11 protein-coding genes are annotated in these 13,176 nt (G+C 70.2%); 10 read left to right on the top strand and 1 reads right to left on the bottom strand.

The genetic code is table 11. The annotated features are described in order from the left end of the window. Positions 1 to 529: 529 nt before the first annotated feature. Entirely contained in the window at positions 530 to 2,761 is a 2,232-nt protein-coding gene (locus ACKTSN_RS08285; protein WP_409468499.1) for an alpha-L-fucosidase, read from the bottom strand. A 472-nt stretch (positions 2,762 to 3,233) separates the two neighbouring features. Between ACKTSN_RS08285 and ACKTSN_RS08280 the strand changes: the two genes are divergently transcribed. The 10 genes from ACKTSN_RS08280 to ACKTSN_RS08235 all read left to right on the top strand — a co-directional run bounded on the left by ACKTSN_RS08280 (position 3,234) and on the right by ACKTSN_RS08235 (position 13,152). Beyond that, positions 3,234 to 4,295: a sugar ABC transporter substrate-binding protein gene (locus ACKTSN_RS08280; protein ID WP_409468498.1), complete on the top strand. Its 1,062-nt coding sequence runs from the start codon at positions 3,234 to 3,236 to the stop codon at positions 4,293 to 4,295. A 45-nt stretch (positions 4,296 to 4,340) separates the two neighbouring features. Then, on the top strand, positions 4,341 to 5,903 hold the full coding sequence (locus ACKTSN_RS08275) for a sugar ABC transporter ATP-binding protein (protein WP_409468497.1): 1,563 nt from the start codon (positions 4,341 to 4,343) through the stop codon (positions 5,901 to 5,903). 4 nt (positions 5,904 to 5,907) lie between these two features. Next, on the top strand, positions 5,908 to 6,954 hold the full coding sequence (locus tag ACKTSN_RS08270; RefSeq protein WP_409474773.1) for an ABC transporter permease: 1,047 nt from the start codon (positions 5,908 to 5,910) through the stop codon (positions 6,952 to 6,954). A gap of 85 nt (positions 6,955 to 7,039) precedes the next feature. After that, a complete protein-coding gene (locus tag ACKTSN_RS08265; protein WP_409468496.1) occupies positions 7,040 to 8,374 on the top strand; it encodes an L-fuconate dehydratase in 1,335 nt (444 codons plus the stop codon). Next, on the top strand, positions 8,367 to 9,266 hold the full coding sequence (locus ACKTSN_RS08260) for an amidohydrolase family protein (protein ID WP_409468495.1): 900 nt from the start codon (positions 8,367 to 8,369) through the stop codon (positions 9,264 to 9,266). The genes ACKTSN_RS08265 and ACKTSN_RS08260 overlap by 8 nt, the downstream gene beginning before the upstream one ends. Continuing rightward, positions 9,257 to 9,694: an RbsD/FucU domain-containing protein gene (locus ACKTSN_RS08255; RefSeq protein ID WP_409468494.1), complete on the top strand. Its 438-nt coding sequence runs from the start codon at positions 9,257 to 9,259 to the stop codon at positions 9,692 to 9,694. Before ACKTSN_RS08260 ends, ACKTSN_RS08255 begins: the two co-directional genes overlap by 10 nt. Continuing rightward, the gene (locus ACKTSN_RS08250) at positions 9,691 to 10,734 is read left to right on the top strand and encodes a zinc-dependent alcohol dehydrogenase (protein WP_409468493.1); all 1,044 of its coding nucleotides are present in this window, start codon (positions 9,691 to 9,693) and stop codon (positions 10,732 to 10,734) included. Before ACKTSN_RS08255 ends, ACKTSN_RS08250 begins: the two co-directional genes overlap by 4 nt. Further along, a complete protein-coding gene (locus tag ACKTSN_RS08245; protein ID WP_409468492.1) occupies positions 10,731 to 11,492 on the top strand; it encodes an SDR family oxidoreductase in 762 nt (253 codons plus the stop codon). The genes ACKTSN_RS08250 and ACKTSN_RS08245 overlap by 4 nt, the downstream gene beginning before the upstream one ends. Further along, positions 11,489 to 12,118: a bifunctional 4-hydroxy-2-oxoglutarate aldolase/2-dehydro-3-deoxy-phosphogluconate aldolase gene (locus ACKTSN_RS08240; RefSeq protein WP_409468491.1), complete on the top strand. Its 630-nt coding sequence runs from the start codon at positions 11,489 to 11,491 to the stop codon at positions 12,116 to 12,118. Before ACKTSN_RS08245 ends, ACKTSN_RS08240 begins: the two co-directional genes overlap by 4 nt. Then, positions 12,115 to 13,152 carry a PfkB family carbohydrate kinase gene (locus tag ACKTSN_RS08235; RefSeq protein WP_409468490.1) on the top strand — a complete coding sequence of 346 codons (1,038 nt, stop codon included), beginning with the start codon at positions 12,115 to 12,117 and terminating at the stop codon, positions 13,150 to 13,152. The genes ACKTSN_RS08240 and ACKTSN_RS08235 overlap by 4 nt, the downstream gene beginning before the upstream one ends. Positions 13,153 to 13,176: the final 24 nt, after the last annotated feature.

Genomic DNA, 13,176 nt, shown 5'->3' with positions numbered 1-13,176 from the left:
TTCCCGGCCTACCGGCGGAATGGCCGGTGTCGATGCGCTTCGACAACTCTCAGTGCCGCGGACCCCGGTCGACTGCACGACGTCCGGCCGCAACGCGATCCCGGTGATGGTCAGTCGTTCGCCGTAGATGTCCGTGATCTTGCGTTCCCGACGCGGTCGGGGTGCTCGCCTCCGGCTGCGGGGTGGCAGTAGCCCTCACTCGGTCGGTGGCGACGGGCGTTGCGGCGGCAGGGCCTGCCTCTTCCTTCCGGTCGGGGAGCAACCCCATGACCAGGTAGGCGAGAACGCCCGCTGCGGTCACCGCCACCGTGGCGCCCAGCATGAGCCTGCGTCTGCGCTGCCTCGCTGGTCTCATTACCCGTCCGTACGGAAGATCGAGCCGCTGGTGCACTGTGCAGTGATCGCACGAGACGAAAACGTTGCCGGGGATGAGGAGTACTCGAGTGGCCGAGCCGGGCGGCAGCGTGACAGCGGCTGCTGCGGCGTATTCCTCGTACGCCGTCGCAGCCGCTGGCGTGCGTCCCGAGGATCAGACGGCCGTGAAGCTCCAGAGCAGGTTGGAGCTGCTGCCGTACGTCCACTGCTTGGTGACGGAGCCGGAGGCGACGTTGCCGCCGCCGTCGAGGACCAGGCCGGTGGTGCGGTTGGCGATCGAGTAGCGGTCGCCGCCCCGGTGGGTGATGGTCCACTGCTGGTTGGTGCCGCCGTTCCAGGGGGCCTGTCGGGCTGGAGAGCCGTTGGCGGTGGCGCCCCAGCTGTCGGCGACCATGCCGTTGGTGCGGTTGACCAGCCTGTAGTAGCCGCCTCCGACCGGCTCCGCCTGCCATTGCAGGTTGGGGCTGCCGTCCCAGGTCCACTGCTTGAGGTTGGACCCGGAGGCTACGTTGCCGCCGCTGTCCAGGGCGAGTCCGTTGGTGGCGTTGGTGATCCGGAAGTACGTCGCCGGGTTGAACTGGACTCTCAGCGAGGTGATCCGGTCGTTGTTGCCGGTGACCCGCAGGTCGGGGTTCTCGGCGGTGAACGTCCAGGAGGTGCCGGTGAAGTTGTCTCCGGAGTAGCCGACAACCTGGTAACCGGGGGCCGGCCGCAGGGAGGAGAGCGTGCCCGCGCCCAGTCCGGCCGTGGTCAGGTCGGCCGCGGTGTAGTCGCCGACGGCGAACACACCTGAGCTGCCACTGTAGTTGACGTCCGCGAAGGCGACGGCGCCGGAGAGCGGCCGCAGGCCCGGGATCGTGCCGGAGAAGGTGAGCTTCAGTACGTAGGCGCCCGCGCTGTAGGGCGCCGAGGAGGGCAGGGTGACCGTGAGGCCGGAGGAGTTCTGGGTCGGCGTGGGCAGGTCGATGTAGGTGCCGGCGGTGGCGCCGAGGAGCTTCACCGAGGTCAGCGACGAGAGGTTGATCCGGTCCGAGCTGAGGGTCTTGATCGTCACCGAGCTGCCGGGCCAGCCCAGGACGGTGGCGTACAGGACGGTGTTCGCCTTGTTCCGGGTGAAGCGGATGTCCTGTGGCGTGCCGGCGTGCGGGGTGGTGAACGAGCCGCCGCCCATCTTCGTCGGGCCCTCGCCGTACGTGGTCCAGGCGCGGGTCGCGTACACCGACTCGCCGAAGCGCTTCAGGTGGTCTCCGATACCGAGCAGGATGTCCTTCTGCGCCTGGGGGATGGTGCCGTCGGCCATCGGCGCGATGTTCAGCAGCACGTTGCCGTTCTTGCTGACCCGGTCGATGAACGAGTGCAGCATCTGCTGGAAGGTGTAGTAGCCGATGCCCTGCGTGTAGCACCAGCTGCTGCTGGAGATGCTGTCGTCGGTCAGCCAGTACGGGGTGGTGAGGTCGGCCGGGCCGCCGCGCTCGTAGTCGAAGACCTCGCCCTTGCCGTGCATGCCGTCCTTGTACGTGGTGACGACCTCACGGCCCCAGCTGTTGGCCTGGTTGTAGTAGTACGCCAGGAAGTTGAGGCGTTGTTGCTCGTCGACGTCGTCCAGATTGAAGTCCTGCCACAGGATGTCGGGCTGGGCGCGGTCGATGACCTCCTTGAGCTTGTCGAACCAGAGCTGGTTCTCCGCGGCCGGGCCCAGCTGCCCGTAGAGCTTCTTGAGGCTCGGGTCCGTCTGGGCGGGGACGTGCTCGTAGAAGCCGGTGAAGTTGTACGCGTGGTGCATGGCCACCAGCAGCTTGAGGCCCCTGGCGCGGATGGCCGTGGAGAAGAGCTTCAGGAGGTCAAGCCCCGGCCCCTTCTTCACCGAGTTCCACTCGTTGACCTGGCTGTCCCACATGGAGAAGCCGTCATGGTGCTCGGCGACCGGGCCGGCGAACCTGGCGCCCGCGTCGACGAACAGCTGCACCCACTCGTCGGGGTCGAACTTCCCGCCGGCCGACTTCAGCTTCGGCGCGAACTTCACGAAGTTGCCCGCCAGGTCCCGGGCCCCGTCGATGAAGTTGTGGTACGGCCACTCCGACGGCTGGCCGTAGGTCGCGATGTGGTGCTGGTTGGCGGCATCGCCGGCCCGGTACATGTTGCGCGGGTACCACTCGTTGCCGAAGGCCGGGACGCTGAAGACGCCCCAGTGGAAGTAGATCCCGAACTTGGCGTCCTGGAACCACTCCGGGGCCGGCGGGTGCTGGTCGACCGAGTTCCAGTCCGGTGTGTACGTGCTGGGCGCCGCCTGGGCGACGCCGGAGCCGAACACACCTCCGGCGACGGCCGCCGCGGCGACGCAGGTGGCACCGGCCAGGAAGTGGCGTCTGTTGATCGAACTCGACATGAGGACATCCCTGGTGCAGAAGGCAGAGGGGGACAGGGGAGCGCAGGGGAGACCAGTCGGCGTGACCGCTGTGCATAGGGCGCCGCTTGTTACGCACGAAGGTCCGCCATGTATCCCTGCGGTGTCAACCGGCGTGCAGGGATGAAAGGCGCTGCCCAGTCAGTCACTTGACGGCCTTTGAGGCGCTCTTGATGCGATTTGCGACCAGCCAGACATGGCATGTCTGCCAGGTCCTCATGGCGAGATCGTGCCCATTCAGCGGCGAGGATTGATGGGATGGATCGTTTTGAAGTGCGCCAGGCCCCTGTCGTCGTGGCGGGATTGAACTGGAATGTTGTAACCGGTTAGAGCGAGGGGCTGGACACGGCGTCGGAACGGCCCCTATAAACATCCCATCTCTACCGCGCGGCGATGCGCAGATGTCGTCGAGGCGAAACCTCTCCCGCTACGGGACCGGCGCGAGGAAGCACCGATGAGACTCAGAACCGCCCTCTGTTCAGCCGTCTCCGCCCTGTCCGCACTGGCGTTGCTCAGTGCGTGCGGCAGCTCCACCACCGCTGCGTCGTCGAGTGACGCGCCGTTGGTCGGCATCGACTACCCGCGCTCCGACACCGACTTCTGGAACTCCTACATCAAGTACACGCCCCAGTACGCCAAGGAGCTGGGCCTGGATCTGAAGACCACCAACTCGCAGAACGACGTCGCCAAGCTCACCGCCAACGCGCAGACCTTCATCAGCCAGGGCGTCAAGGGCCTCGCGATGGCCCCTCAGGACACCGCCGCCATCGCCCCGACGCTCGCGCAGATGGAGGCGAAGAAGATCCCCGTCGTCACCGTCGACACCCGCCCAGACACGGGCAAGGTGTTCATGGTCGTACGCGCCGACAACCGCGCCTATGGCGAGAAGGCCTGCCAGTACCTCGGCACCAAGCTCGGAGGCAAGGGCAAGGTGGTGATGCTGCAGGGTGGCCTGGACTCCATCAACGGCCGTGACCGCACCGAGGCGTTCAACGACTGCATGAAGAAGAACTACCCGGACATCACGGTGTTCGGTGAGGCCACCAACTGGGACGGCGCGGTTGCCGCACAGAAGCTCCAGACGCGGCTGACCCAGCACCCGGACATCAAGGGCGTCTACATGCAGTCAAGCTTCGCCCTGTCCGGGACCCTCCAAGTGCTCAAGCAGAAGGGCCTGTTGGTGGGGCCGGAGGACAAGAAGCACGTGTTCGTCGTGTCCAACGACGGCATCCCCGAGGAGCTCAAGTCCATCGCCGAGGGCAAGATCGACGCCACCGTCTCCCAGCCGGCCGACCTCTACGCCAAGTACGCCCTGTACTACCTCAAGGCCGCGATCGACGGAAAGACGTTCAAGCCCGGCAAGACCGACCACGACAGCACCATCATCCAGGTCCGCGACGGCCTGCTCGAGGACCAGCTCTCCGCCCCGCTCGTCACCGCCGACGGCGGCACCTACGGCGGCGTGCCCAGCGTCAAGAGCGACGACAAGGCGCTGTGGGGCAACAACCTCGGCTGACCCCTCACCCGGAATCCAACAGCTCACGGACACAAGGCGGTTGAGATGAGCGACGGGGAGCGAGCAGTCACCCCCGCGCCCGCCCCGGCGGACGACGGACGGGTCCCCTCGGACCCGCCCGTCGTCGAGGCGGCGGGCATAGTCAAACGATTCGGTCCGACGGTGGCCCTGAACGATGCCCGGATCACGATCAGGACCGGCGAGACCCACGCGCTCGTCGGCCGCAACGGAGCCGGCAAGTCGACCCTGGTGTCGGTCCTCACCGGCCTGCAGGCCCCCGACGAGGGAACGGTGACCTTCGGCGGCGAGCCGGCCCCCCGGCTCAGCGACCGCGACGCCTGGCGTCGGCGCGTGGCCTGCGTCTACCAGAAGTCGACGATCATCCCCACGCTGACCGTCGCCGAGAACCTCTTCCTCAACCGGCACGACCACGGACGAGGCCGGCTCATCAGCTGGCAGGCCACCCGTCGCCGGGCACAAGAGCTGCTCTCGACCTGGTCGGTGGACGTCGACCCGCAGACCCCGGCCGGCGACCTGAGCGTCGAGCAGCGGCAGTTCCTCGAGATCGCCCGCGCGCTGTCCTTCGGGGCGCGGTTCATCATCCTCGACGAGCCGACCGCCCAGCTCGCCGGGGCGGCCATCCACCGCCTCTTCGACCGCATCCGCGACCTGCAACGCCAGGGCGTCACCTTCCTGTTCATCAGCCACCATCTCCAGGAGATCTACGAGATCTGCGACATGGTGACGGTGTTCCGCGACGCCCGGCACATCGTCACCGCTCCGGTCGCGGAGCTGCCCCGCGCCGACCTCGTCGCCGCCATGACCGGCGAGGCGGCGGCCGACCGGCGCGAGGAACGTACGAGCACCCTCGACCCTGGAGCCACGGCCGCACTGAACGTCCACGCGCTGCGGGGCGACGGGTACGACGCCGTCAGCTTCCAGGTCGGGGCCGGCGAGATCGTCGGCCTCGCGGGGGCCGCCGGCAGCGGGCGCACAGAGGTCGCCGAGACCGTCGTAGGACTGCGGGCGGCGGACAGCGGTGAAGTGGAGATCGCCGGGAACCGGCCCCGGCCCGGCAGCGTGCCCGCCGCGCTCGCCGCGGGCGCCGGGTGCGTCCCGCAGGACCGGCACCACCAGGGCTTCGTTCCCGACATGTCGATCGCGGACAACGTCACCCTGTCCGTTCCCCGCAGGCTCGGCCGGGGCGGGTTCCTCAGCCGCGGCCGCCGGGACCGGCTCGCCGAGGGCATGATCGAGAACCTCGCGATCAAGACCCCGGGCCCCGAACTGCCCGTCTCCACCCTCTCCGGCGGCAACCAGCAGAAGGTCGTCATGGCCCGCGCCCTCGCCGACGACCCCCGGCTGCTGGTCCTGATCAACCCCACCGCGGGCGTGGACGTGCGCTCCAAGGAGTTCCTCCTCGGCAGGGTCGAGGCGACCGCGGAAACCGGCACCGGAGTGCTCATCGCCTCCGACGAACTCGACGACCTGCGCATGTGCGACCGGGTCCTGGTGATGTTCCAGGGCCGTGTGGCCTCGGAGTTCGCCCGTGGCTGGCACGACCACGACCTTGTGGCCGCGATGGAAGGAGTGGACCTGCATGCCTGAAGTGATGCCTGAAACAGTCCTCGCGGACACCGCCGCGGCCAAGGCCCCGGAGCCTCGACAGCCGAAGCGGACCGCGCTGCTCGGCGGCCGCATCCCCCTGGCCCGCCTGCGCGACCTGGCGCTCGTCCCGGCGATCGTGGTCATCGCCATCGTCGGACAGATCGTCAACCCGGTCTTCCTTCAGGCCGACAACCTCATCAACGTCCTGCAGACGATGTCCGAGATCGCCCTGCTGGTCCTCGCCCAGACGATGGTCCTGATCGTCAAGAAGATGGACCTGTCCCTGGAGTCCACCATGGGCCTCGCGCCCGGCGTCGCCGCCTGGCTGGTGGTGCCGACCGGCGCGGGCCACGGACTCGGACTGCTCTCCGGCGTCTGGGCCATCCCCGTAACCCTCGCCGTGGGCGCGCTTGTCGGAGTGATCAACGCCCTGCTGATCATCCGCTTCGGCCTCAACGGCTTCATCGTCACCCTCGGCATGCTGATCGTGCTGCGCGGTGTCCTCACCGGCATCTCCGGCGGCCAGACCTTCTTCCAGCTGCCCGAGTCGATGCTCTACCTCGGCACCGCCGAATGGTTCGGGATGCCCGCGTCCATCTGGATCTGCCTGGTGCTGTTCGCCGTCGCCATCGTCGTCCTCGGGTGGACCAGCTTCGGCCGCTCGCTGTACGCCATCGGCGGCAACGTCGACGCCGCGAAGGCCGCCGGGATCCGCACCGACCGGGTGCTGTGGATCGTCATCGTCACCGGCAGCGTGCTCGCCGCCCTCGCCGGACTGATGCTCTCCGGACGCCTGGCCTCCGTCGCCTCGGCACAGGGCAACGGCTACATCTTCACCGTCTTCGCCGCCGCCGTCATCGGCGGGATCAGCCTCAACGGCGGCAAAGGCACCATGTTCGGGGCCTTCAGCGGCATCCTGCTGCTGTTCCTGATCCAGAACGTGCTCACGCTCGGCGGTGTCCCCGCCCAGTGGATCGGCGCCCTCAACGGCCTGATCATCCTGGTCGCGCTGACCATCTCACGCATCACAGGCGGCAAGGTCCAGGAGTGAACCCGGCGGCCGTCCGACACCCCCGCCGTCTCTTATCCCGCCGCGAGGGGCCGTATCTCCCCTGCGTCTCACAGGAGTTGCCGCCATGCCATCCGCCCTGTCCGCCTCCCCGGCCGCTGCCCGCATCACCGCCCTCGACGTGCTGGACGTGCGTTTCCCGACGTCCGAGCACCTGGACGGGTCGGACGCGATGAACCCCGAACCCGACTACTCCGCCGCCTACGTCATCCTGCGCACCGACGCCGGCGACGGACTCGAGGGCCACGCCCTGGCCTTCACCACCGGCCGCGGCAACGACGTCCAGGCCGCCGCCATCGCCGCCCTCGCCCCGCACGTGGTGGGCCTCTCGGTCGAAGAAGTCTGCGCCGACCTCGGCGCGTTCTCCCGCTCCCTCGTCCACGACCCCCAACTGCGCTGGCTGGGACCGGAGAAGGGCGCCATCCACATGGCCACCGGCGCGGTCGTCAACGCCGCCTGGGACCTGGCGGCCAAGCGAGCCGGAAAGCCCGTATGGCGCTTCCTCGGCGAGATGTCCCCGGAGGACCTGGTCGCACAGGTCGACTTCCGCTGGCTGTCCGACGCCCTCACCCCTGAGGAAGCCCTGGAGATCCTGCGCCGCGCCGAACCCGGCCGCGAACAGCGCATCGGCCACCTGCTCGACAAGGGCTACCCCGCCTACACCACCACCCCCGGCTGGCTCGGCTACTCCGACGAGAAGCTGGCCCGCCTCGCCCGCGAAGCCGTCGCCGACGGCTTCACCCAGATCAAGCTGAAGGTCGGCGCGGACCTGGAGGACGACGTACGGCGCATGCGCACGGCCCGTGAGACGGTCGGCGACGGCATCCGCATCGCGGTGGACGCCAACCAGAGATGGGACGTCCAGCCCGCGATCGACTGGATGCGCGCCCTGGCCCCCTACCAGCCGTACTGGATCGAGGAGCCCACCTCACCCGACGACATCCTCGGCCACGCCGCCGTCCGCCAGGCCGTCAGCCCCATCAAGGTCGCCACCGGCGAGCACATCGCCAACCGGGTCGTCTTCAAGCAGCTCCTCCAGGCCGGCGCGGTCGACATCGTGCAGATCGACTCCGCGCGGGTCGGCGGCGTGGGCGAGAACATCGCGATCCTGCTGCTCGCCGCGAAGTTCGGGGTGCCGGTCTGCCCGCACGCGGGCGGTGTCGGCCTGTGCGAGATGGTCCAGCACCTGTCGATGTTCGACTACGTCGCCGTCTCCGGCACCACCGAGGACCGCGTCATCGAGTACGTCGACCACCTGCACGAGCACTTCGTCGACCCGGTGCGCATCGTCGACGGCCACTACCTCGCGCCGACCCTGCCCGGGTTGAGCGCGCAGATGCACCCCGAGTCCCTCAAGGAGTACGCCTACCCCGACGGCCCCGTGTGGACCGCTCGTGTCTGACGCCCAGGCCCTCGTCGACGCCCACCACCACGTGTGGGACCTCAACGTCCGTCCGCAGCCCTGGCTGGACGAACCGGGCCACGAGCCGATCCGCCGCAGCTTCAGCTCGCACGCTCTGCGATCGGCCGCGACCAGGACGATCGCCGGACGGCGACTGACGAGCACGGTGGTCTTCCAGTGCATCGCCTCCGTGCCCGAGACCCGCGACCTCCTCGCCCTGGCCGACAGCGACCCGCTGATCGGTGCCGTCGTCGGCTGGGCGGATCTGACGTCCCCCGCGATCGGGGACGTACTCGACGACCTGCGGACCGGGCCCGAGGGCAGATACCTGCGGGCCGTACGGCACGTCGTACAAGGCGAGTCGGACCCGCGCTGGCTCCAACGACCCGACGTCGAACGCGGTTTACGAGTGGTCGGGGAGCGCGGGCTCGGTTACGACGTGCTGGTCCGCAGCCACCAGCTTCCGCAGGCGATCGCCCTCGCGGAACGCCTTCCCGAGCTGCCGCTCGTCCTGGACCACGCGGGCAAGCCCCCCATCGCGCGGCGCGAACTGACGGACTGGGATCGGCACTTGCGGACACTGGCCCGGCATCCCCAGGTCCGCTGCAAGGTGTCGGGTCTCGTCACCGAGGCCGACCACGAGAGGTGGACCGTCGACGACATCCGCCCGGTGTGGGACGTCCTGCTCTCCGCCTTCGGTCCCGACCGGCTGATGTTCGGCTCCGACTGGCCGGTCTGCGTCCTCGCCGGTGGCTGGAACCGCTGGGCCGCCACCGTCGAAGAGCTGCTGGGCGACTGTTCGGAGAGCGAAACGCAGGCGGTGCTGTCCGGTACGGCGACCGACTTCTACCGGCTGTCCGACGAGAAGGAGGGGACACTTCCGTGCTCCTGACCGAACTACTGCATCCCGGCATCCTCGAATCGCTGGCCGGAGCCGGCCACGGCGCCCGCGTGCTGCTCGCCGACGGCCACTACCCGGCGAGCACCGCCACCGGCGAGCGCGCACGGACCGTCCACCTCAACCTGGCCCCCGGCCTGCTGGACGTCACCACCGTGCTCGACGTCCTGCTGCGGGCCCTGCCCGTCGAGTCGGCCCATGTGATGGTGCCGCCCGAGGGCGAACCGGAGCCGCCCGCCATCGCCGAGTACCGCTCGATGCTGGCGCCCGTCCCGGTCTCCACGCTCGGCCGCTTCGAGTTCTACGACGCCGCCCGCTCGCCCGACCTGGCGCTGGCGATCGTCACCGCCGACACCCGTACCTACGCCAACCTGCTGCTGACCATCGGCGTCCGCGCTGAAGGGACCCTGACGACACGATGACGCTCGCCGTCCGTTACACGGCCGCCCACACTTTGGACACGGCTCCGGCACTCAGCGCGCCGCCCGGTCCCGGCGAGGTGGAGCTGGCCCCCGCCTATGTCGGCATCTGCGGTACCGATCTGCACATCTTCCACGGCGACATGGACGCCCGAGTCCAGGCGCCCGCCGTCCTGGGACACGAGATGTCCGGCCGCGTCGTACGCGTCGGCCCCGACGTGGAGGGCTGGCAGCCCGGCGACGCGGTCACCGTGATGCCGCTGCGCTGGGACGACACCTGCCCCGCCTGTCTCACCGGCCACCAACACATCTGCCAGCACCTCGACTTCATCGGCATCGACTCCCCGGGCGCGATGCAGCAGCGGTGGACCGTGCCCGCCTCGACGCTCGTCCGGCTGCCCGACTCCCTTCCCCTGGACCGGGCCGCGCTCGTCGAGCCGACGGCGGTCGCCGTGCACGACGTGGGCCGGGCCGAGGTCACCGAGGGGGAGAAGGTGGTCGTGGTCGGCGGCGGCCCCGTCGGTATCCTCATCGCGCTGGTCGCGCGGGCCGCGGGCGCCGAGGTCCGGGTGGTGGAGCTGAGCGCCCATCGTCGGCTGCTGGCCGAGGAGTTGGGGCTGACAGCCTGGAACCCGACCGACGACGACGTGCCGGAGCTGGTGCGGCAGTGGACCGGGGACGCGGGCGCGGACGTCGCCTTCGAGGTGTCCGGCGCGGCGGGCGGCGTGGACACGGCGGTGGAAGTCCTCGGTGTGCGCGGCCGTCTGTGCCTCGTCGCCATCCACCCCCGCCCCCGCGAGGTCGACCTGCACCGCTTCTTCTGGCGCGAACTCACCCTCATCGGCGCCCGGTTGTACGACCGCGGCGACTTCGAGAAGGCGGTGACCCTGGTCGCCGACGGCACCATCCCGGCCGAGCGGCTGATCAGCAAGGTCGTGCCGCTCACGCAGGCGCCCGCCGCCTTCGAGGCCCTGGAGGGCGGCGGTGACGTGATGAAGATCCTCGTGGACTGCACGGACGACGCCCAGGGAGCCACCGTATGACCGCCTTCGACCTCACCGGAAAGCTCGCCGTGGTCACGGGAGCCCGGCGCGGCATCGGCCGGGCCATGGCCCGCGCGCTCGCCGAGGCGGGCGCGGACGTCATCGGCGTCAGCGCCTCGCTGGAGGAGTCCGGCAGCGCGGTGGAGAAGGACGTCCTCGCCGCGGGCCGTACGTTCGAGGCGATCCGTACCGACTTCGCCGACCCCGAGGCCGTACGGGCACTCGGCGCGGACCTCGCCGGGCGGGAGCGGCCGGTGGACATCCTGGTCAACAACGCGGGCACGATCCGTCGTACCCCGGCCGCCGAACACGCGGACACGGACTGGGAGTTGGTGCTCCAGGTCAACCTCAGCGCGCAGTTCGCGCTGACCCGCGCGGTCGGCGCGTCGATGGTGGCCCGCGGCCGGGGGAAGGTCATCTTCACGGCGTCGCTGCTCAGCTTCCAGGGCGGCATCACCGTCCCCGGCTACACCGCCGCCAAGCACGGCATCGCCGGTCTGACCAAGGCGCTGGCCAACGAGTGGGCGCCACACGGTGTGAACGTCAACGCCATCGCCCCCGGCTACATCGCCACCGACAACACCCAGGCACTGCGGGACGACCCGGTGCGCAGCAAGGCGATCCTGGAGCGCATCCCGGCCGGACGCTGGGGCGACGCCGACGACCTGGCGGGCGCCACGGTGTTCCTCGCCTCGGACGCCGCCGCCTACGTGCACGGGGTCGTCCTGCCCGTCGACGGCGGATGGCTCGGGCGATGAGTACAGCGCTCGCCGACGTGCTGGCCGGCGCGCGGATCCTGCCGGTGCTGACCGTGCCCGACCCCGCCACGGCCGCGCCGCTGGCCGAGGCGCTCAACGCGGGTGGGGCACGGTGTGCCGAGGTCACCTTCCGTACGCCGGACGCCGAACAGGTCCTGAAGACGATGGCAGCCCACGGTGGCCTGACCGTCGGCGCCGGCACGGTCCTCACACCCGAGCAGGCGGAGCGGGCCGTGGCGGCCGGGGCCCGCTTCGTGGTCTCGCCCGGCTTCGACGAGGAGGTCGTCGCGAAGTGCCGCGAGGTGGGGGTGCCCGTGGTGCCCGGCATCGCCACCGCCACCGAGCTGATGCGCGCCCTGAAGGCGGGCCTCGACACCGTCAAGCTCTTCCCCGCCGAGCCGCTCGGCGGCCTGCCGACGCTGCGAGCGCTCGCGGCACCCTTCCCCCGGACGCGCTTCGTGCCGACCGGCGGGATCGACGCCTCCCGCCTGGCCGCCTACCTCGCCCACCCGGCGGTCCTCGCCGTCGGCGGCAGCTGGATGGCCACCACCGACCACCTTCGGCGGGGCGCCTACGAGGAGATCCGCCGGCTGACCGCCGAGGCGGTGGAGAGGAGCACGACGTGATCGACGTGGTGGCCCTCGGCGAGGTGATGCTGCGCCTCGACCCGGGCGAGGGACGGATCCGCACCGCCCGCTCCTTCCAGGTCTGGGAGGGCGGCGGCGAGTACAACGTCGTACGCGGACTCCGGCGCTGCTTCGGCCTGCGCACAGCCATCGTGACCGCGCTCGCCGACAACGCGGTGGGCCGGCTCGTCGAGGACCTGATCCTCCAGGGCGGCGTCGACACCTCGCTGATCCGCTGGGTACCCGACGACGGCATCGGCCGCACCGCCCGCAACGGCCTCAACTTCGTCGAACGCGGCTACGGCATCCGCGGCGCCCTGGGCGTCAGCGACCGCGCGCACACCGCCATCTCCCAGCTGCGCAAAGGGGACGTCGACTGGGACAGCGTGTTCTCGGCCGGGGTCCGCTGGTTCCACACCGGCGGCATCTTCGCGGGCCTGTCCGACACCACCGTGGACGTCGCGGACGAGGCCATGACCGCGGCCCGCCGCCACGGCGTCACCGTCTCCTACGACCCCAACTACCGCCCCAGCCTGTGGGCCGGCCGGGGCGGCGCAGTAGCGGCCCGCGAGGTCGACCTGCGCCTCGCCCGGCAGGCCGACGTCGTGGTGGGCGCCCTGGGCCTGGCCGGGGCGTACCCGGGCGGCGTGCGGGCCGGTGCCGACGAGGTGCCCGACGCACTCGCCTCCGTCGCCGTCCTCCTGCCCGACGCGAAGGTATTGGCGACGACCCTGCGCGAGGTCCCCTCGGCCGGCGTCAACGACTGGTCCTCGGCCGCCTGGTCCGCCGAGACCGGCTTCGTCACCGGCCCCCGGATGCCCGGCCTGCACGTACTGGACCGCATCGGCTCCGGCGACGCCTTCGCCGCCGGCCTGATCCACGGACTGCTCGGCGGCACCGGCCTGGAGCGCGCCCTGGCCTACGGCACCGCCCACGGCGCGCTCACCATGACCACGCCCGGAGACGTCTCCATGGCCTCGCTCGCCGAGGTCGAGGCGCTCATCGCGGGCGGGTCGGCCCACGTCAGACGCTGATCGGCGCCCCCTCACTCGTATCCC

It is taken from the genome of Streptomyces flavusporus, from assembly GCF_046267975.1.
GTDB lineage: Bacteria > Actinomycetota > Actinomycetes > Streptomycetales > Streptomycetaceae > Streptomyces > Streptomyces flavusporus.
This window is presented reverse-complemented; position numbering and strand designations above follow the sequence as displayed.